We start from the raw sequence: 21,589 nt of genomic DNA on the forward strand, positions 1-21,589 counted from the left end.
AGAACCTCCGATGCAGCGATGCGGAGGCGTGGACGACCCTCATCGTCGCCCACGCCCACCCCGCCTCGTTGTCAGCCGGCGGTCATCGACACCGATCCGTGGTTCTTGCGCAGGTCACCCTTGACCACCTTGCCGCTGGCGTTGCGCGGCAGCGCGTCCACGATGATCAATTCCTTCGGGTGCTTGTACCTGGCCAGTCGCTCATCGAGGAATTCGGACAGCTCGTCGAGGGTGAGATCGTCACCCCGCAGCGCGACGACGGCCACAGGGACCTCACCCCACCGGTCGTCGGAGCGTCCGATCACTGCCGCCTCCAACACCTTCGGATGCGCGAAGAGCGCGTTCTCGACCTCGGCGCAGTAGATGTTCTCGCCGCCGGAGATGATCATGTCCTTCTTGCGGTCGACGACGAAGATGAACCCCTCTTCGTCCTGGCGGACGAGGTCTCCGGAGTGGAACCAGCCGCCCGCGAACGCATCGGCTGTGCCCTGTGGGTTGCGCCAGTACTCGCGCATCATCGTGGGGCCCCGGTAGACGATCTCGCCGACCTGCCCGGCGAGCACATCGTTCATCTCGTCATCCACGATGCGGGCCTGGATCGTCGGGATGACCTTGCCGACCGACCCCAGCTTGCGCACCGCATCCTCGCCGTCCAGGACGCAGGTGATGGGCGACATCTCGGTCTGCCCGAACACCGCGACGTTGACCGCGTCGGGAAAGGTGTCCGACATCGCCTGCAACACCACGTCGGACGCGGGCGCAGCGCCCCAGCTGATGACCCGGAGCGCCAGGTCACGTTGCCGCACGGTGGGTTCCGCGCACACTGCTTGCCACTGCACCGGTACGAGGAAGGCCGTGGTCACGCGCTCCGCCTCCCATACGTCCAGCAACTCGGTTGGGTTGAACGCGCCGAGCGGATGGATCACCGTCGGCACACCGAGCACGAGGGAGGGCGCCATACTGCCGAGCGCGGCGATGTGGAACATCGGCGAGGCACAGAACCCGATGTCGTCGCCGCCCGACATGCGCAGGGCCCGGATACAGGTGAGTGCCTGCGCCTGCATGTTCGCGTGCGACAGCACAGCCCCCTTCGGGCTACCGGTCGTGCCGGAGGTGTACATGATCAGGGCAGGTGTGTCCTCGACCAGGTCGATCGGCGCATGCGCCGACCCGCCTTCCGCGAGCAACTCCTCGTAGCCGAGCGCCCCTTCCACACCCGGCTGGCCCACCACGACGCAGGTCGACAGTGCCGGGACCTGACCGCGCACCGCGGCGACCAGTGGCGCCAACGGCACGTCGGTGACGACCGCGGTGGCGCCACTATCGGTCACGATGAACGCGATCTCGGGCGGCGTCAGGCGGAAGTTGACCGGAACTGCGATGGCGCCAAGGGAATTGACCGCGAGAACCGCCTCAAGGAACTCGGGACGGTTGAGCATGACCAGTAGCACCCGGTCGCCTGCCCCGATGCCCCGCCGAGCGAGCGCATCCGCGAACGACTCCGAGCGCCGATGAAGCTCGGCCCAGGTGGTGGTGGCTCCCTGGAATCGCAGTGCGACCGCATCCGGCCGCATCAGCGCGTGAGTGGCGACCTGATTGTTCCAGTGGTTCCTCCGGGACTGCAGCGGCTGCGAGAGCAGATCATCGCTGAACGACATCTGTGTTCCTTCCCTGGCACGGTGTGGCTGACGTACCCTCACGGATGCGCCCAGTATGGCAATACAAGACCCGCCATGCGGCGTTTTTGTTAACAAGGATTCGCATGCCGGACCCGGCCCGAACTGGACGTTTGTCCAATCAGGGCTCGCGTCCCGGCAGCCGGGCCCGACGGCCGTCAGCGCCCGAAGTCGGGCGCCCGGCCGCCGAGCATCGCGGCGACGCCTTCCCGGAAATCCGGTGCCGCCAGGAGTTCGATCTGGCCCTCGGTTTCCCGCTCGATCGCCTCGTCGATCCGCGCGAGAGTTGCGGCGGTCAGCGAACGTTTGGTCAGTTCGATCGCGCGGCGCGGCCCGCGAGCCAACCTGGCCGCCACGGCGTCCACGTGGGGCGACAGTTCGTCCTCGGCGAGCACCTGGGCGATCAACCCCGCCGCGGCGGCATCAGTTGCGCCGAGCTTCCTGCCGAGCAGCGCCATCTCGGTCGCCCTCGCCCGCCCGATCGCCGCGGGGACGAGCAGACTCGATCCGCCATCGGGCATCAGCCCGACGTTCACGAAGGCCAACAGGAAGTACGCCCTCGGCGCCGCGTACGCCAGATCCGCCGCGAAGGCGATCGACGCGCCGACGCCCGCCGCGGGCCCGTTCACCCTCGCGATCACCGGTACCGGCAGCGTGAGGATCGCGCGTATCACCCGGTTCGCCGACTCCATCACCACGCGGGGATCCGCCTCGGGACCCTCTGCGGCAGCTGCGAGGTCGGCGCCGGTCGAGAACGCGATCCCCTCACCTGTGATCACGACGACGCGAACCGCCGGTTCGGTCGCCCGGCCTGTCAGCACATCGCCGAGAGCATTCATCGAGGTCAGATCGAGCGCATTCATCCGCTCCTGACGATCGATGGTGATCCGCAGGACTCCCTCCGCCAACTCGACCCTCAGACCGCCGATCACCTCACGTTCGGGGGCCGCGGTCATCGGAGGGCCCCCACCGGCTCGGCCACAGAAGCGATCCCCGCCAAACGGCCTGTGATGATCTCCTCGGCCTCCGCCACCATCCGCGACACGAGGTCACCCACCTTCGGTACATCGTGGATCAGACCCTGGCACTGCCCCGCCGTCCAGATGCCCGCGTCGAGGTCGCCGTCCTCGAAGACCTTGCGTCCGCGTGCACCGGCCACCAGGTCCCGAAGATCGTCGAAGGTCGCCCCGCCACGCGACTCGATACCGACGACCTCGCCACTGACCGCGTTCGCCGCCACCCGTGCCGTGTTCCGGAGCGTGCGGAAGATCAGCCTGGTGTCGAGCTCACTGTTCGCCACGATCTGCCGCTTCACCTGCTCCGCGACCGGCGACTCCTGCGTGCACATGAACCGGGTGCCCATGTTCACGCCGTCCGCGCCGAGCGCGAGCGCGGCAACCAGTCCACGGGCGTCGGCGATACCACCCGATGCGAGTACCGGGATGCGTACCCGCGCAGTCGCTGCCGGGATGAGGACCAGGCCGGGCACGTCGTCCTCGCCCGGGTGGCCCGCGCATTCGAAGCCGTCGATGCTCACCGCGTCGACACCGATCTGCTCCGCCTTGAGTGCGTGGCGGACGCTGGTGCACTTGTGGATGACCTTGATCCCCGCGTCCTTGAAGTGGGGAAGGTGGTCGATCGGATTGGAGCCGGCCGTCTCGACGATCCGCACCCCCGACTCCACGATCGCCTGCCGGTACTCGGCGTACGGCGGCGGGTTGATCGACGGCAGGATCGTCAGGTTCACCCCGAACGGCCTGTCGGTCATGTCCCGGCAGCGGGCGATCTCCCGCGCCAGATCCTCGGGCGTCGGCTGGGTGAGCGCCGTCAGGAAGCCGAGTGCGCCTGAATCGGCAACGGCCGCGACGAGTTCCGCGCGACCCACCCACATCATCCCGCCCTGCACGATCGGGTACTCGACGCCGAATGCCTCGGTGAACCTGGTGCTCAGCATGTCAGTTCCCTTCTTCGAAGGTGCCGCCCGCGGCCGCCTTGTCGAGCAACAGTTGCGGTGGCGCGAAGCGCTCGCCGTAGCGCTGCGCGAGCTCGTGGGCACGCTCGCCGAACCCCTGTGCCCCGCCGGGATACTGATCGATGTAACGCGCGACGCCACCGGTCCAGCCCGGGTAGCCGATACCGAGGATCGAGCCGACATTTGCATCGGTCGCGGTGTCGAGCACGCCTTCCTCGAGGCAGCGGACGGTCTCGATCGCCTCGATGAACAGCATTCGTTCCACCATGTCTCCGAACGGGATCACCGTGGTGCCGCCGAAAGCCGACAGACCCGACCACAGGCCGGCCCGCTTGCCGTCGACGTACTCGTAGAAGCCCGCGCCGGTGGACCGTCCCCTGCGGCCGAACTCGTCGATCATCCGGTCGACGACCGCGTCCGCGGGGTGCGCCACCCATTCCTGACCTGCCGCGATCGCCGCGGACCTGGTCTCCTCCCGGATCTTGCGCGGGAGGGTGAGGGTCAGTTCGTCCATCAGTGCCAGCACCGGAGCCGGGTAGCCGGCCTGCAGCGTCGCCTGTTCGATCGAGGCGGGCGATATGCCCTCGCCGAGCATGGCGATGCCCTCGTTGGTGAACGTTCCGATGACGCGGCTGGTGAAGAAGCCCCTGCTGTCGTTGACGACGATCGGGGTCTTGCCGATCTGCTGGACGACGGCGAGGGCCCGGCCGAGCGCATCGTCGCTTGTCTTGTCCCCCTTGATGATCTCGACCAGGGGCATCCTGTCGACCGGCGAGAAGAAGTGCAGGCCGATGAAGTCCTCGGTGCGCGAGACCCCGGCTCCGAGCAGGGTGATGGGCAACGTCGAGGTGTTCGAGCAGAGCAGCGCGTCCGGGGCGATGAACTCGTCGATCTCCGCGAACACCTTGTTCTTCACTGCCGGATCCTCGAACACCGCCTCGATGACGAGTTCGGCGCCCTCGGCTTCCTCGGGGCGGTCGGTTGGCAGGATCCGACCGAGAATCGCGTCGGCCTTCTCCTGCGTGCTGCGGCCCTTGGCGACGGCTTTGTCGAGGAGGTTCTTCGAGTAGCCCTTGCCCCGCTGTGCGGCCTCGAGGGAGACGTCCTTGAGTACGACGTCCATCCCGGATCTCGCGCACACATAGGCGATCGCGGCACCCATCATCCCGGCACCGAGCACCACCACCTTGCGCACGGGCTCACGGTCCGCGCCACCGTATTGCTTGAACAGCGAGTTCGCCTTCTGCATGTCGAAGAAGAACGCGCGGATCATGTTCTTCGAGATCTGCCCGGTCGCAAGGTCGGCGAAGTACCTGTTCTCGATCGTCTGGGCGGTGTCGAAGTCCACCTGCGCACCCTCGACGGCCGCACTCATGATCGCGATCGGCGCCGGGTAGGGCGCGCCCTTGAGCTGCTTGCGCAGGTTCGCGGGGAAGGCCGGCAGGTTCGCGGCCAGCGCGGGAGTTGCAGGCGTGCCGCCCGGGATCTTGTACCCCTTCACGTCCCATGGCTGCTCCGCGCCGGGATTCGCGGCGATCCACCGCTTGGCCGCAGGCACCAGGTCGTCGGCGTCCTCCACCAACTCGTCGACAAGCCCGAGCGCGAGCGCCTTGTCCGGCGAGTGTCGCTGGCCCTGCAGCAGAACCTGGGTCAGCGCCGTCACCACGCCGAGCAGCCGAACCGTCCGCACGATGCCACCACCTCCGGGGAGGAGTCCGAGGGTCACCTCGGGCAGCCCCACCGCGACCGATGCGGCGTTGACCGCGATCCGGTGGTGACAGACCAGCGCGAGTTCGAGGCCACCGCCGAGCGCCGCACCCCCGATGGCGGCGACCACCGGCCTGCCCAGCGTCTCCAGCCGACGCATCGGTGCCTTGATCCGGTTCACGTTGGCGATCACGGCCTCGGCCTCGCCCCGCTGCGACCTCAGGATGTCATTGAGGTCCCCGCCGGCGAAGAAGGTCTTCTTGGCCGAGGTGAGGATCACCCCCGTGATGGAATCGCGCTCGGCCACCAGCCTGTCGACCACCGCTCCCAGGGACACGATGAACCCCTCGTTCATCGTGTTCGCGGACTGCGCTGGGTCATCGAGGGTGAGCGTTACGATGCCCTCGGAATCAATGTCGTATCGGATTGCGTTGTCGGTCATGGTTTTTGATCTCCCGATTCAGAAAGTCGCGGCTCAGATGCGTTCGATCACGGTGGCGATGCCCATGCCTGCGCCGACGCAGAGGGTCGCCAGCCCGTACCGCTTGTCGCGACGCTCGAGTTCGTCGAGCAGGGTGCCGAGGATGATCGCCCCGGTCGCGCCGAGCGGATGCCCCATGGCGATGGCGCCACCGTTGACGTTGACCTTGTCCATCGGGATGTCCATGTCCTTGACGAACTTGAGCGGGACGGAGGCAAAGGCCTCGTTGATCTCGAACAGGTCGATGTCCTCGGCGGTGAGCCCCGCCCTCACCAGCGCCTTGTTCGCCGACGGCGCCGGGCCCGTCAGCATGATCGTCGGCTCCGACCCGACGACCGCGGTCGAGACGATGCGCGCCCGCGGCTTCAGTCCCGCCCTGGCCCCAGCCTCGGCCGTCCCGATCAGCATCAGGGTCGCGCCGTCGACGATGCCCGACGAGTTGCCCGCGTGGTGCACGTGTTCGATCCGCTCGACCCAGTGGTATTTCTGGAGCGCCACCGCGTTGAACCCGCCCTGTTCGCCCATCGAGGCGAACGAGGGCTTGAGCGCCGCCAGCCCGGCGACCGTCGCATCGGGGCGCATGTGCTCGTCGCGATCGAGGACCACCATTCCGTTCCGATCCCTGACCGGGACCACCGAGTGGTCGAATCGCCCGTCGGCCCACGCCTTCGCCGCCAGTTCCTGTGACCGGACCGCGAACTCGTCGACCTGGGTTCGACTGAAGCCCTCCATCGTCGCGATGAGATCGGCGCCGATCCCCTGGGGAACCATGTACGTCGCGTAGTTGGTGGCGGGGTCCATTCCCCAGGCACCGCTGTCGGATCCCATCGGCACCCGCGACATGGACTCGACCCCGCCTGCGAGAACGAGGTCCTCCCAGCCCGAGGCCACCTTCTGGGCCGCCAGATTCACGGACTCGAGTCCCGACGCGCAGAACCGGTTCACCTGCACGCCCGCCACCGTCTGGGGCAGGCCCGCGGTCACGGCCGCCACTCTCGGCAGGACCGCGCCCTGTTCACCGAGAGGCGAGACGATGCCGAGCACGATGTCGTCGATCTCGCTGGGATCGAGCCCGGGATTGCGGCGGCGGATCTCGGCGATGAGGCCGACCACGAGGTCGATCGGCTTCACCGAGTGCAGCGATCCGGTTGCCTTTCCTCGGCCGCGCGGTGTGCGCACGGCGTCGAAGATCAGCGGCGCCGCTGCAGGTCGGGACATGGTCATGTTTCCCCTTTCGGGTCGGCGGACGAGGAGGCGGGCGAGGACCGGGCTCGCGGTCGCGCCTCCGCCAGTGAGCATGCTCACATGGTGCGAATTGCGGTTAACTTTCATGCACCGGCCCATGGTTGTCAATAGCGAATATCGTTGCTAGTCCGGACTTTGCGCCGAAACACCGGCGGGACCATCGCCCTCAGCACCGGAATCCCGACTTCGCTTTTGGGCCGTAGACGCACGACTCTCGGTTAAGATGCGGAGACCGAAGTCAGGAGACGTCGATGCCCCAGACGACCACCGGCCGGCCGACTTCGGCCGCCGCGCCCGTTCGGCGACGGCCGAAGGACCGCAAGGCGCAGATCGCCATGGTGGCGGCGCAGGCCTTCAGCGAACGGGGCTATCACGCGGTCGGCGTGGACGACATCGCCGCCACCCTCGGCATCTCCGGGCCAGCCCTCTATCGCCACTTTCCGAACAAGTACGCATTGCTGGTCCACGCCGCGATGGGGACGGTCGGTGGGCTGCGATCGGCCTCCGATGCCGCCGTCGAGGCGGACGATCCGGACCGCACCCCGGAGGCCCAGTTGGACCGGGTGCTGCGAGCGCTGATCGTGACCACCGTCGAGAATCGGAAGACCGGTGGGCTCTACCGGTGGGAGGGCCGCTACCTCCGGCCCGACGACCGGGACCTGATGCGTGCCGAGTTCGCCGCAGTGACCCAGAATGTCGCGCGGCCGCTGCGCGAGATGAGGTCCGAACTCACCGAACGCGAAGCGGTGATCCTCGCGACCGCCGCGCTCAGCGTGATCGGCAGCATCACCGCCCACAGCGCCGCGCTGGCGAATCGCCGGATCGAGAAACTCCTGCTCGGTACCGCGTGGGGTGTGCTGCGGTGTGACCTGGCCGCGGCCGCGCCCGCGACGACCACGATCGACGATCCGACAGCACAGCGCGGACTCGCCGTGACATCCAAGCGCGAACTACTGCTCGCGGAGGCGGTGAAGATATTCAACGACCGCGGCTACCACGAATCGAGCATCGAGGAGATCGGCGCCGCGGCTGGCATCAACGCGTCCAGCGTCTACCGACACTTCCCCAGCAAGGCCGATCTGCTGGCGGCCGCGTTCCACAGGGCGGCCGATCGCCTGGCCTTGGCGACGGCCGCTGCACTCGGCGCATCCGCCGACCCAGACGAGGCGCTGAGTCGACTCTCGGCAACCTACATCGACCTTGCCTTCGCCCATCCCGAGGTGCTCTCGGTGTACTTCGCCGAGATCGGGAACCTGCCCAAGCAGGAGCGCACGAACCTCCGCAACGTGCAGCGCCTGCACGTCGAGGAGTGGGTCCACCTGCTCACCGCGGTTCGGCCCGAACTGTCCGCGGTCGAGGCCAGGTTCCTCGTGCACGCGGCCCTCGGTCAGACCCTCGACGTGGGCAGGCTGCTGCATTTCGACACCGGCGCGCAGGCCCGCGGCCGGATGCAGGCCCTCATGCTGACGGTGCTGCACAGCTGACCGGCCGTCGGCACCTTGCTTACTGTGACGCCTTGGCGCCGTTCATGATTGCACTTTCGAGCTCGATGTACGACTCGCGCAGCAACTCGACGTATCGGCGGTCGTCACGAAGTTGGCGAGGATCGGCGGTGACGTTGATCGTGAGGACGTCGCCAACACTGTCGACCCTGTGAGCCAGTCCGGCGAGCCCGATGAGCGGGCACAGGCCGAAGGTCGCGGCCACCGTGGCTTCCCCCAGCTTCATGTCCGCCGCGCCCTTGGGTACGTTCGAGACCAGGGTGTTTCCCAAGCTGACACTCGACGACTCGCGCTTGGGCATCGCCCCGAGAACAGCCAGCCCCGCCCGGAAGAGAACGCCCGGAATGGCGCCTGCGAGCTCGTCGAGCGTGGCCGACGCAGGCGTGGTCGTACGAACGCGTTCGTCGAGAGCAGAGTCGTGGATCGCCCGCGTCCTGTCGATCGGATCCTCGATGTCCGTGTGCAGATCGACATACATGGTGACGAACTGGTTCCTCGATGTAGCCTCTCTGGTCGCGCGAGTCGACATCGGGACCCCCGCGCCCATCGAACGATCGGGCGCATCGCCGGTCTCAGTCAGGTAGGCCCGCATGGCCCCGCCGACCACCGCGAGAACCAGATCGTTGATGGTCACCTCGCCCAGTGCGGACTTCATCGCGCGCAGGTCGCCCAGAGGAAAGGCCGCCGTGTTGAACACGCGGTCCGGACCCAGCGGTTGATTGAAGGTCGTGCGTGGGCGAACCGCTATGGGTGCTCTGTACAGCCCTTGCTCGGCTCCGAGCCGGAGTTCTCGCTGCGCCGAGTGCGCTTTGAGCAGACCATGGGCGAGCCGACCCAAGTTCCGCGGAGTCGACCAGATCGCCCGGGACAACAGCTCGAGTTGGGAGGGAGACCGCCTCGCGTCGGTGCTCGAATCACGCGGGTCCGGCTCGGCAGGATCGGGCGCGAAAAGGCGACGCGCGATCAGGGCACTGAGCGTGCCGTCCGCCGCCGCGTGATGTGTCTTGAGCGCCACGACCGTGACCTCCCCTGAAACGCCGTCGACCCCCCGAACACCGGAGATGACATGCAGCTCCCACGGAGGTCGCTGGTCATCCATCGGGGCCTGGAGCACCCCGGCCAGAACGGCTCGCGCCTGCTCCCACTTCTCGGCCACATGGAAGATCATGTGATTGTCGACGGAGAAGGCCGGGTCCTCGATCCAATATGGATGATCGAGGTCAAGGGGCACACGCACAATGCGCTGTCGAAGAAGCTCAGTACCGTCTGCACGATCGGCAATCCACTCGGCGATCTCCAGCGGCTCCGGCTGCCGACCCGAATTACCATCGGGCACAAAGACATACGCGGTCATGTTTGCCTGTTTGGCCAGTTCCCGCTCGACATACAGAAACACCGTATCCCGCGGATGCATCTGCTGCATTGGCCACCCCCAAACCCCGCGCACCGACCCCCCACGAACCGGCACTCCCATTTTGGGACATTACTTCACGCCTCGTCAGCGCGCGACGATTTCCCTGAGCTCGTCGTACGACTCGCGGAGCAACTCGATGTAGCGGCGGTCGTCGCGCAATTGGCGTGGATCGGCGGTGACGCCAACGGTGAGCACGTCGCCGATGCTGTCCACCCAATGGCCGAGTCCGCTCGGGCCGACAAGGGCACACAGGCTGAAACTGACCACCACGCTGGAGCCGCACAGCTTCAGGTCCGCGGCCCCCTTGGGCACGTTGGTGATCAACGTATTCGCCCAGCCGACACTCTGCGACTCCCGCGCCGGGAGTGCCCGGATGATCCCCAATCCGGCTCGGATTGCGAAACCCGGTATGGCCCTCACGAACTCGTCAATCCTGATCGATGCGGGGCTGCTCTTACGCGCCCTCTCACCGAGCACCGAACGGTGGATCGCCCGTGCTCGGTCGACCGGATCGACGATGTCGGTGTGCAGGTCAACCGCCATTGTCACGAACTGGTTCCTGGATACATCGTCCCGGATCGAACGTGTCGACATCGGCACCCCGGCAGCCAACGAACCGGCTGAGGGGTCGCCGACCTCGGTCAGGTAGACCCGCATTGCACCGCCGATCACCGCGAGCGCGAGATCATTGATGGTCACGTCGCCCAGGTCGGTCTTCATCGCATGCAGTTCCGCGAGCGGGAACACCGCGATGTCGAATACTCGGCCCGGACTCAACGGACGATTGAACACCGTTCCCGGCCGCTCGACGACGGGCGACTCGTACTTCCCCTGTTCACAGTGCAGTGCGAGTTCGCGCTGCGCCGCCCTGGCGTCCAGGAGGCCGACCGCCAGACGCCGCAGGTTGGCCGGAGCGGACCGGGCTGCTCGAGTGAGCAGTCCGAATCCGGAGGGCAGCGAACTCCGGGTGACTCGTGTATCCGGGGCGCGCGGGGCCGGGTCGAACAGTCGGCGGCCCAGCTCGGCACTCAACATCCCGTCAGCGGCAGCGTGGTGCGTCTTGAGTGCCGCGACGGTCGCCTCGCCCGCGACGCCCTCGATTCCCCGAACACCGGTCATCACGTGCAGCTCCCATGGCGGCCTCGACTCGTCCATCGGCTGCAACAGGCTCTCGGCCAACGCAGTTCGCGCGGATTCCCATTCGGAAACCTCGTGGAAGACGATGTGGTCCTCCACCGAGAATTCAGGGTCCATCACCCAGTAGGGATGGTCGAGGCCGAACGGCACCTTGACCAATCGCCGTCGAAGGATGTCGATCCCGGCGACCCGATCGGCGATCCACTCGACGATCTCGGCCTTCCCCGGTGGTCCGGCTGTGCCTACCTCGGGCGCGAAGACATACGCGCTCACGATGATCTGCTTGGACACCTCGTTCTCGACATAGAGGAACACCGAGTCTCTCGGATCCATCTGCTGCACATGACTCCCCCCGCTGACCGGTGCAGACCGCTCACATGAGCGCCAGACCCTCGGTCTGCGCCACACCCCCACCCGAGCCTACGGCGAGGACATCCGCTTGGCCGAATGCGTGCCGGACCGCACGCCCCAGGTCGTCGAACGATTCGCCGAGAAGCTCCGTGTATCGGCCGAGGTCGCGCAACTGCAGTGGGTCGGCCGTGACGTTGATCGTGAGCGAGCCTCCCACCGAGCCGATGGCGTGGGCAACCCCACCCAAACCGATGAGTGGCGCGAGACCGAAACCGGCCACCGCTGTCGCATCACACAGGTGCAGGTCCGCATCGCCGTGTCGCACGGTGGTGACCAAGGTGTTGACGAGATGAATCGACTCCGATCGTCTCGTGGGTCGTCCATAGCCGATTCGCAACGCGGCTCGAATCACCCATCCGGGAATGACACGGACTACGTCGCAGGCGGCCGCCTCGGCCTCGGCCGGAAAGCTCAAACGCTCGCGTTCCGCCAGGACCGACCGATGGATGCCGCGGACCCGCGCGATCGGATCGACCTCGGCGGTGTGCAGGTCCACCGCCATGGTGTGAAACTGGTTCCTCGACTCGGATGCGCGACGATGCCGGATGGACATCGGAACCGCGGCGGCGAGCGATTCGTCCGGGAGTGTGTCGACCTCGTCGAGATACCTCCGCAGGGCGCCCGCGACCACGGCCAGCACGAGGTCGTTGACGGTGACCTCGCCGACCGCGGACTTCATGGCCCGCAACTCGTCGAGTGGGAGGAACGCCGCGTCGAACGCCCGGTCGGGGCCGAGCGGCTGATTGAGCACGGTCCGCGGCCGCTTCGCGACGGGCAGCGTCTGCACGCCCTCCTCGCGTTCGGCCAGTAGTCGGCGGCGCGTCGCGCGGAAGTCTCGAAGGCCGCCGGCCAGCTCGCCGACCTTGCGCGGGCACGCTCGGACCGCGGAGGTGAACAGGCCCGCCCGGGCGGGCACCGGTGGTGCGGCGACGAGTGCGGCGGGGCGACTGTCCTGGACCGGGCTGGCCCCGAACAGCGCCCTGGAGATCGTGGTGCTCAACTCGCCGTCCGCCATCGAGTGATGGAACTTCATCACCGCGACCGTGGCCTCCCGCCCGGCGCCAGGGATACCGCGGACCCCGGTGACGACGTGGAGCTCCCACAGCGGCTTGGACCGATCCATCGGCTGCTGCACCAGCAGCGCCATCCATCCGCGCAACTCCTCCCACCCCGAGCCCTCGTGGAAGAACAGATGATCCTCGACGGAGTACTGGGGATCCTCGACCCAGTACGGATGATCGAGGTCGAACGGGACGCGGACCAGTCGTTGCCGCAGTGCATCGATACCGCGAGCACGGTCGGTGATCCACCGGGTGATCTCGCCACGATCGGCCGGGCGAGCCGGCGAACCGTCGGGAACGAACGCGTAGGCGGACAGAAAGGTCTGCCAGGCGACGGGACGCTCCACGTAGAGGAACACCGCATCCCGCGGATCGACCTGCAGCACGTAACTCCCCGTTCGTCGACCCCTGCCGGCGAGACGGTACCGTTTGACACTAAACCCCGCGCATCGAGGTTCCCGTAGCGCGGGAGAACGCGCTGTCCACGCTGGTCAGCCCCGACCGTTGTTCTGGTCCACTCCGAGGTCGCTCGGCCGGTAGCCGACCGGATATCCGGGATAGGTCCGGTTGTGCGGGTCCCTGGCGGCCTTCGACCGCCTGCGCGGCGGCAGCAGCCGGACGGCCATGGACCGGGCGACCAATCCGCGCTGCGCGACGCCCGTCATCCACGCCGGTGCGGCCGGGAACCCGAAGGCGGAGCGCATCTGCTGATCCAGCATCGCGTACACCCCCTGACGCACGGCGGGCCGAAGCGGACGGGGGAACCAGGAGCAGAACAGGTCCCGGGTGTAGACCCCGATCATGTGGTTGTCCTCGGTGTAACGGAAGCGCTCTGCCTCGTAGTCGATCTTGAACCGGTAGAAATCCTGAAAGTCCTCCGGGATGTCCTTGATCCCCATCCGCAGCCCCACCCCCCGGTAGAACAGGAACGAGGCGAGCCGTTCGTTCGGGTGCAGTGGGCGCCAGCCGTAGCGGTCGATCCAGTCCAGCGGATCGAAGGCGAAAGTGCTCAGCACGTACAACATGTCCGAGTTGTCGATGTCGTACTTCGCGTGCATCCGGTTGACCATCCGCAGCGACTCCGTGCCCCGCGGCGAGTCGTAGCCGTGCTCGACGAGTTCGGCCATCAGCAGCGCCGTGTCGTCGTAGCGCTTCTGCGGCCGCTTCTCGAACTCGCCGGTCCTGCGCAGCAGCGCGGAGATGGTGGGCACGCAGTAGGTCCGGAACAGCGCGAACTCGAGCGCCCGCTGGTAGTCCCACGGAAACTCGAAGCCGGCGGTGATCCGGTGGATCTCCTGGTGGTCCGTCGCCGGATCGAGTTGCTCGATCCGGTGGAGCCAGCCGTTCCTGCCGCGCGGTGTTGAGGGGTTCTCGTTCACCAGAAACATGGTGCCTCCTCAGCCCCGGCCGTGCCGCGTCTTGAGCAGCCAGGCCGCGATCTTCATGTCACGTGCCTTGCGCTCCATCGACAACAGGTTCAACGGCGCCCTGTACTTCTGCCGGGCCACCGATTTCGCCCGGCTGAACTCGCGCAGCCCGTCGGCGCCGTGGATCCGGCCGAAGCCCGACTCCCCCACCCCACCGAACGGGAGCGCCGCCACGCCCGCGAATCCCAGCACCGAGTTGATCGTGACCACTCCGGCCCGCAGCCGCTCCGCAGCCGCCACCGCCCGCTTGCGGTCACGGGTGAAGATCGAGGCACCGAGTCCGTACTTCGAGGCGTTGGCTGCGGCGATCCCCTCGTCCAGGTCCGCGACCCGGTTGATCACCACCGTCGGCCCGAAGGTCTCCTCACGAACGGCGATGCTGTCCTCCGGAACGTCGACGAGGATGACCGGCTCGACGAAGGGCGCACGGATCGACTCCGGGCCGCCGAGCACCGCGCGACCGCCCCTGGCGAGGGCGTCGTCGATCTGTTCACGCACCACCTCCGACTGCCGTGCCATCGTCATCGGCCCGTACGAGGAGTCCGGGGCGCCGCCGGGGCGCAGCCGTTCGGCCTTCTCGGCGACCTTCTGTACGAAGGTGTCGAACACCCCGTCCGCCACGTAGATCCGTTCCACCCCGACACAGGTTTGGCCCGCGTTGCCCATGGCACCGAAGACGGCGAAATTCGATGCCTCCTCCAGGTCCGCATCGGCGTCCACCAGCATCGCGTCCTTGCCGCCGCACTCCGCGACCATCGGGGTCAGGGTCTCCGCGCACAAGGCCATCACCTTCTTTGCGGTCGGCGTCGAACCGGTGAACGCGACCTTGTCGACTCCGGCCCTGCAGAGCGCGGCCCCGGTGCCGCCGTCGCCCGTGATCACCTGGAGCACAGGCTGGTTGGGAACCAGCGCCTGCCACTTGTCGGCGATCCACACCGCGACGCCCGGCGTCAGTTCACTCGGCTTGAAGACCACCGCGTTGCCCGCCGCCAGTGCGTACGAGATCGAGCCCATCGGCGTGTACAACGGATAGTTCCACGGCCCGATCACCCCTACCACGCCGAGCGGCTGGTAGCGGACGGTCGCCTCCTGATTGGCGCTCACCAACCCGGAGGGCACCTTCTTCTTGCCGAGCACCTTGGCGGCATTGCGGGCGGCCCAATCCAGGTGCTCGACGGTGAGCATCACCTCGAGCAGGGCGTCGCCCTGCGGCTTGCCGGTCTCGCGGGAGATCACGGCGGCCAGAGCCTGCGCGTCGGACGCGATCGCCTTCTTCCAGTCCAGCAGCCATCGCTTGCGCCCGTCGAACCCCAACGACTCCCACCACCGCGCCGCGGGCCGGGCCCGCTCCACGACCCTGGCGACCTCGTTCGCGTCCGCGACCGGGTAGGTGGCGATGACCGCGTCGGTGCGCGGATCGAGCGACTCGATCGATGCCGCCCCCGCGGGAGACCCGGCCGTCTCGGTGAGTTCGCGCTTCTCGGCCGCCTGCTGTGCCATGGACAGTTCCCTCCGTCGCCTCACATCTGGATACTTCGCATCAAATATATTTGATGTGATGTAGTGTTGTGAAGATCACATTAGGCGGCAACAGGCCCGCCGACAAGACCACATCGGCACCGATCCCCCGGCGCGAACCGTGCGCCGACACGACAGCGGGAGACAACGAAGATGAGCGTTGAATTCACCACGGAACAGAGGGCATTCGCCAAGGCCGTCGCCGACTTCTGCAAGCGCGAGGCCGGTACGCGCGAGAAGCGCGATCAGTTGACGGATCATGGCGCGCACAATCACAACCAGGGCGTATACGAGAAGATGGCCGAGCTGGGCTGGCTCGGACTGACCATCCCCGAGGAATTCGGCGGCTCCGACGCGACCATGGTCGACATGTGCATCCTGCTCGAGCAGACCCACCGCGGGATGTTGCCGATCGGCGCGATCGGGCCGACGCTCATCACCGGCGGGGCATACGCCAAGTTCGGCACCCCTCAGCAGAAGGATGAGGTGCTGCGCGGCATCGTCCGCGGTGCGTCCCAGTCGATCTCGATGTCCGAGCCCGAGGCCGGTTCCGATGTCGGGAACCTGAGCACCAAGGCCGAGCAGACCTCGGACGGCTGGCTGGTCAACGGCCAGAAGACGTGGTGCTCCAACGCCCACATCTCGGAGAACATCCTGCTCGTCGCGCGTACGAGCCGCGGCGAGAACAAGCACGAGGGACTGACCATGTTCCACGTGCCTGCGCGCACGGACGGCCTGAAGATCAGCCCGATCGAGCTGATGGGCGGCCAGAAGGAGACGAACGACCTCTACTTCACCGACTGCGTACTCCCCGCGGATGCGGTGGTCGGCGAGGTGGGGAACGGCTGGCGCCAGCTGATGACCGGACTGAACTTCGAACGACTGATCCTTGCCGCGATGATCCTGGGGACCGCGGAGCGGGCTTTCGACGACACCCTCGGATACATCACCCAGCGCAAGCAGTTCGGTCGGCCGATCGGTAGCTTCCAGTCGCTGCGGCACCGGATGGCCGACCTCGCCACCGAGATCGAATGCACCAAGCTGCTCGTCTACAACGTCGCGCGCGAGGCGGACGCCAACCCGGACAGGGTCCTCGCCCGGGAGGCCTCGATGGCCAAGCTGAAGGCGACGGAAACCGCCAAGCGCGTCGCCCTCGAGGGCATGCAGATGATGGGCGGGTACGGCTACGCCACCGAGTTCGACATGGAGAAGCATGTCCGCGGGGCGCTGGTGTCCACCATCTTCGGCGGGACCAGCGAGATCCAGCGCGACATCATCGGCAAGACGTACGGCTTGTAGCCACTGGCAGGCGTTTAAGCTGATTTGCCGTCAGAAGGAGACTCGATGACCTCGTCCGCCACACCCCGCCCCAAGGAGGCGCGCGCGCTCCGTCGCCGCCCCCAGCTCTCCGATGACGTCGCGGTGCACGTCCGCAACCTCATCATGTCGGGCGGGGTGCGGCCGGGCGAGTTCATCCGTCTCGACGAGACCGCCGCCGAGCTCGGGGTCAGCGTCACCCCTGTCCGCGAAGCCCTGTTGACACTGCGCAGCGAGGGCCTCGTGGAGCTGGTGCCGCACCGTGGATACGTCGTCGCCGCCCTCAGCCGTGGCGACATCAACGACGTCTTCTGGCTGCAGGGTCAGATCGCCGAGGAACTGACCTCGAGGGCCACCGCCGCCATCGACCACGAGACTCTCGACGAGCTCCGCGCGATCAATGCGAAACTGGCACGTGCCGTTGAGGATTCGGATGCGGCACGCATCGAGGACCTCGAGTTCGACTTCCATCGGATCCTGAACCGGTTGGCGGGCTCAGCCAAGCTCTCCCGGTTCCTGCTCAACGCCACCCGGTACACGCCGGTGCACTTCTATTCGGCGGACCACGGCTGGGGCGATGCCGCCGTCGCGAGCCACGACCGGCTCATCGCCGCGATGGCCTCGGGGAAGGCTGACGAGGCCGGGCGCGAATCCAGGGCTCATTTCCTCGACGGCGCTCAGCGTCTCATCAAACACCTCGAGGAAGTGGGGATCTGGGACTGACGGTTCGCCGTCACCGAGCGCTAGCGGGACACCGCTTCCGCCCCGGCCCACCAGTCGTCGAGGGTGCGCGCGATCACGGCCAAGGCCTCCGGCGAGGCCATCCCCCAGTGGGTCGATTCCACCGGCTGATTGTGGATCGCGCCATCCACAAGCGACCGCCAGGTCGAGGCCCCGAGCGCCCCGCTCCTGTCCTCCTGCACGGCGGTGAAGTACACGAGGTCACCCGCGAACGGCTTCGGATGATGGGCTGCCAGCAGCGTGAGGGACTCCAACACGGATTCGACGGCCCGCACCCGGTCGTCGACGAGGATCCCCTCCGGAACCAGCCCGCCGAGCAGCTCGTCCGGGGTGGGAACCTCGAGGACAGACCGTGCGGGCGCGGCCTCGTGATCGGCGAAGCTGTCCATCATCGACAGCAGCGCGACCTCCTCGCCCTCTGCCTGCAATTGGACCGCCATCGCCTGCGCGATCACGCCACCGAGCGACCACCCCAGCAGGTGATATGGCCCCTTCGGCTGAACCGAGCGGATCTCGCGCACATACCTGTCGGCCCACTCGGAGATCGAACTCGGCGCCCAGCCGGAACGCCCGAGTGCGGGCGACTGCAGGCCGTAGATCCCGCGGTCGGACTCGAGGTGCCGGGCCAGGCCGGCGAAGGCCCATGACAGCCCACCGATCGGGTGCACGCAGAACAGGGGCGGCTCGGATCCACCGACCCGGATCGGCAGCAGCACCTCGAATGACGCCTCACCGTCCACGTCGGCGCCCGTACCCGAGTCGATCCGGTTGGCGAGCCCCGCCGGAGTCGGGTCGGAGAACATCCACTGGACCCGGACCTCGGACCCGAGTCGCTCAGAAAGCCGAGCCACGACCCCGGTCGCGATCAGCGAGTTGCCGCCGAGCTCGAAGAAGTTGTCGTCCAACCCGACCCGGCCGACACCGAGTACATCGGTGAGCACCTCCACGATCGCGATCTCCGTCGCGGACACCGGCCCGCGATACTCACGGGCGGGGGGTTCCGGCGCGGGCAACGCCGAGCGGTCGAGTTTGCCGGACGCGTTCACCGGCAACTCGTCCAGCGTCACGAACACGTTCGGAATCATGTAGTCCGGCAGCGTACGGCCGAGGGACGCGCGGGCGACGCCCGAATCGAACGCGGGGTCGCCGACCACGTACCCGACCAGTTGCTGACCACCCAGTCCGTCCCCGCGGACCAAGGCCACGGCCTGATCGACTTCGTCGAGCCCGAGCAGGGCCGCCTCGATCTCGCCCAACTCGATCCGCAGACCACGCAACTTCACCTGAAAATCGTTGCGCCCCATATATTCCAGCTTGCCCAACGGAGTGGAGCGGACCAGGTCACCAGTCCGGTACATCCGCGCACCCGGGTCCCCGAACGGATTCGCCACAAACCGATCCGCCGTCAGATCACTACGACCCACATAACCGCGGGCCAACTGCACACCCGCCAGATACAACTCACCCGGCACCCCCACCGGCACCGGATGCAACCGCGAATCCAACACGAACACCTGCGTGTTCCACACCGGCGCACCGATCGGCACCGACGCGACGTCCGCCTCGGTCACCTCGTGGAACGTCACGTCCACCGCGGCCTCCGTCGGGCCGTACAGGTTATGCAGACGCGCCAGCGGCAACACGCGACGCAAGCCCGCGGAGGTCTGCGCGGGCAATGCCTCACCCGAGGCGAACACCCGCCGCAACGACGACGTCTCCACCACCGATGGCTCCGCCACGAACACCGCCAACATCGACGGCACAAAGTGCGCCGTCGACACCGACTCCTCCGCGATCACCCGAGCCAGATACGCCGGATCGCGATGCCCATCCGGCGCCGCGATCACCATCCGAGCACCGACCTGCAACGGCCAGAACAACTCCCACACCGACACATCGAACGTCACCGGCGTCTTCTGCAACACCACATCATCGGAGGTCAGGTCGTACTGGGCCTGCATCCACACCAGACGATTCACGATCGCCGCATGAGAGACCGCCACCCCCTTGGGCCGGCCCGTCGACCCCGACGTGAAGATCACATATGCCGTGTTCTCCGACACCAACGGCGCCAACCGATCCACATCCGACACCGGCCCACCATCGACCGCGGACAGGTCCACCGTGTCGATCAGCAGGACAGAGCGATCCCCCGCCACCGTGAAACGGTCACGCGACGTCGACAGAACACACGCAGGCGCCGCGGTGTCGAGGATGTTCGCGATCCGATCCGCCGGCTGATCCGGATCCACCGGCACGTACGCACCACCGGCCTTGACCACCGCATACACACCGACCAGCAGATCGATCGATCGACGCATCGCAAGCGCCACCAACGATTCCGGACCGACACCAATGGAAATCAGATGTCGCGCAAGCCGGTTCACCCGAGCATCGAACTCCGAGTAGGTCACCGACTCACCGTCGAACGACAACGCCACCGCACCCGGCGATCGCACCACCTGAGCATCGAACAACGACACCAACGTGCCGTCCCCGACCACCCGATCGGTGTCGTTCCAACTGGAAACCACGAGCTCCCGCTCGGGGGCGTCCAACCACTTGAGGTCGCCGACCGGACACTGCGGGTCGGCTGCCATGGCGTCGAGAATCCAGGCGAACCGACGCGCGAAACCGTTCACGGTCGACCGGTCGAACAGATCCGTCGCGTACCCGAAGGAGACCGACAGTCCGCCCGCGTCGGCCTGTTCCGCGACCGTCACCTGCAGGTCGAACTTCGCCATCTCGACCGGCACGCCGACCCCCGAGACGTGCAGACCCGGCAGCTCCAGGTCCGGCTGCTCGATGTTCTGATACGACAGCATCACCTGGAAGAGGGGGTGCCTCGACATGGACCGCTCCGGATTCAGCACCTCCACCACGCGCTCGAACGGCACCTCCGCGTGCCCGAACGCCCCCAGGTCCGATTCACGCACGCGCGCCAGCAGTGCCGTCGAGGAGTCCGCCCCCTCGACCGGCGTCCGCAGCACCAGGGTGTTGACGAACATGCCTACCAGATCGTCCAATTCGGCCTCGCCGCGACCGGCCACCGGTGTGCCGACCGCGATATCGGAGGTGCCGCTGAGCCTGCTCAACAACACCGCGAGACCCGCGTGCACCGCCATGAACAGGGAGGCGTTGTGCTCTGCGGCCCAATCGGAAAGGGCATCGCGGGTGCCCTCGCCGATGCTGATGTCCACCCGGGCACCCGCGTGTGTCCGGACCGCCGGACGCGGACGATCCGACGGCAGATCCAGCTGTGCCGGCAGCCCGGACAGCGCGTCGCGCCAGTACCCGAGCTGCCGCGCCGCCGGCGACGAGGCATCGGACTCGTCACCGAGAACCTCTCGCTGCCACAACGCGAAGTCGGCGTACTGCACGGCCAGCGGCGACCACACCGGTACCTCGCCCCTCGCCCGCGCGACATAGGCGGTCATGACATCGCGCGTCAACGGCCCCATCGAGAAGCCGTCAGCACTGATGTGATGGACCACGATCGCCAGCACGTGCTCGGTCGAGGCGTCCTCTTGGTATTCCGCAGGCTCCACGCCCGCATCCCCTGGGCATTCCGCAGGCTCCACGCCCGCATCCCGGAACAGCGCCGCCCGCACCGGCACCCCGGCCGCCACGTCGAAACCCGCCGTGACGAAGTCGGCCACCCGATCGGACAGGTCGCCTGTCGAGACCTCGATCGGCACCAGGTCCGGGACCACCCATGCCGCGGGGACGATCACCTGCGCCGGACCTTCGCTCGACTCCGGATACATCGTGCGCAACGACTCGTGCCGTTCGAACACGTCGCGAACCGCGGCACGCAAGGCCGTCATGTCGAGCGCACCCGACAGCCGCACCACGACCGGGATGTTGTTCACGGCCGACCCCGGATCGAACCGGTTCAGGAACCACATCCGCTGCTGCGCCGGCGACAGCGGAATACGATCCGGGCGCGGCCCGGCCACCAGCGCCGCGCGCGCCGTGCC

14 protein-coding genes are annotated in these 21,589 nt (G+C 67.3%); 3 read left to right on the plus strand and 11 right to left on the minus strand.

Features of this window, described 5'->3' with window-relative positions; translation table 11 throughout:
- Positions 1-71: 71 nt before the first annotated feature.
- From fadD5 to RM1_RS03665, 5 genes are all read right to left on the minus strand, one after another.
- Entirely contained in the window at positions 72-1,658 is a 1,587-nt protein-coding gene (gene fadD5 / locus RM1_RS03645) for a fatty-acid--CoA ligase FadD5 (RefSeq protein WP_072750023.1), read from the minus strand.
- A 176-nt stretch (positions 1,659-1,834) separates the two neighbouring features.
- The gene (locus RM1_RS03650) at positions 1,835-2,632 is read right to left on the minus strand and encodes an enoyl-CoA hydratase (protein WP_072750024.1); all 798 of its coding nucleotides are present in this window, start codon (positions 2,630-2,632) and stop codon (positions 1,835-1,837) included.
- Complete coding sequence (locus RM1_RS03655) at positions 2,629-3,630, minus strand: NAD(P)H-dependent flavin oxidoreductase (RefSeq protein ID WP_072750025.1); 1,002 nt, start codon at positions 3,628-3,630, stop codon at positions 2,629-2,631. Before RM1_RS03655 ends, RM1_RS03650 begins: the two co-directional genes overlap by 4 nt.
- A gap of 1 nt (position 3,631) precedes the next feature.
- A complete protein-coding gene (locus RM1_RS03660) occupies positions 3,632-5,797 on the minus strand; it encodes a 3-hydroxyacyl-CoA dehydrogenase NAD-binding domain-containing protein (RefSeq protein ID WP_072750026.1) in 2,166 nt (721 codons plus the stop codon).
- 33 nt (positions 5,798-5,830) lie between these two features.
- Positions 5,831-7,060, minus strand: coding sequence for an acetyl-CoA C-acetyltransferase (locus RM1_RS03665; protein WP_092667758.1), 1,230 nt, complete (start codon positions 7,058-7,060; stop codon positions 5,831-5,833).
- 272 nt (positions 7,061-7,332) lie between these two features.
- On the opposite strand from RM1_RS03665, the gene RM1_RS03670 reads away from it, so the two are divergent.
- Positions 7,333-8,565, plus strand: coding sequence for a TetR/AcrR family transcriptional regulator (locus RM1_RS03670; RefSeq protein ID WP_072750027.1), 1,233 nt, complete (start codon positions 7,333-7,335; stop codon positions 8,563-8,565).
- Between the two features lie 19 nt (positions 8,566-8,584).
- Here RM1_RS03670 and RM1_RS03675 read toward each other — a convergent pair whose 3' ends face one another.
- From RM1_RS03675 to RM1_RS03695, 5 genes are all read right to left on the minus strand, one after another.
- The gene (locus tag RM1_RS03675; protein WP_072750028.1) at positions 8,585-10,006 is read right to left on the minus strand and encodes a wax ester/triacylglycerol synthase domain-containing protein; all 1,422 of its coding nucleotides are present in this window, start codon (positions 10,004-10,006) and stop codon (positions 8,585-8,587) included.
- Positions 10,007-10,081: 75 nt separating this feature from the next.
- Positions 10,082-11,467 (minus strand): wax ester/triacylglycerol synthase domain-containing protein, encoded by a 1,386-nt coding sequence (locus RM1_RS03680; RefSeq protein ID WP_072750060.1) that lies wholly within the window; start codon positions 11,465-11,467, stop codon positions 10,082-10,084.
- Between the two features lie 40 nt (positions 11,468-11,507).
- The gene (locus RM1_RS03685; protein ID WP_072750029.1) at positions 11,508-12,992 is read right to left on the minus strand and encodes a wax ester/triacylglycerol synthase domain-containing protein; all 1,485 of its coding nucleotides are present in this window, start codon (positions 12,990-12,992) and stop codon (positions 11,508-11,510) included.
- 105 nt (positions 12,993-13,097) lie between these two features.
- Positions 13,098-13,994, minus strand: coding sequence for an oxygenase MpaB family protein (locus tag RM1_RS03690; RefSeq protein WP_072750030.1), 897 nt, complete (start codon positions 13,992-13,994; stop codon positions 13,098-13,100).
- Positions 13,995-14,003: 9 nt separating this feature from the next.
- Positions 14,004-15,533, minus strand: coding sequence for an aldehyde dehydrogenase family protein (locus RM1_RS03695; RefSeq protein ID WP_072750031.1), 1,530 nt, complete (start codon positions 15,531-15,533; stop codon positions 14,004-14,006).
- A gap of 171 nt (positions 15,534-15,704) precedes the next feature.
- On the opposite strand from RM1_RS03695, the gene RM1_RS03700 reads away from it, so the two are divergent.
- Both RM1_RS03700 and RM1_RS03705 read left to right on the plus strand, forming a co-directional pair.
- Entirely contained in the window at positions 15,705-16,850 is a 1,146-nt protein-coding gene (locus RM1_RS03700; RefSeq protein ID WP_072750032.1) for an acyl-CoA dehydrogenase family protein, read from the plus strand.
- Positions 16,851-16,895: 45 nt separating this feature from the next.
- On the plus strand, positions 16,896-17,591 hold the full coding sequence (locus tag RM1_RS03705) for a GntR family transcriptional regulator (protein ID WP_072750033.1): 696 nt from the start codon (positions 16,896-16,898) through the stop codon (positions 17,589-17,591).
- Positions 17,592-17,611: 20 nt separating this feature from the next.
- Here the strand turns inward: RM1_RS03705 and RM1_RS03710 are convergent.
- On the minus strand, positions 17,612-21,589 hold a 3,978-nt coding region (locus RM1_RS03710), incomplete at its 5' end, for a non-ribosomal peptide synthetase (RefSeq protein WP_143187322.1).

Origin of the sequence: Rhodococcus maanshanensis NBRC 100610 (assembly GCF_001894865.1) — a bacterium.
Taxonomy (GTDB): Bacteria; Actinomycetota; Actinomycetes; order Mycobacteriales; family Mycobacteriaceae; genus Rhodococcus_G; species Rhodococcus_G maanshanensis.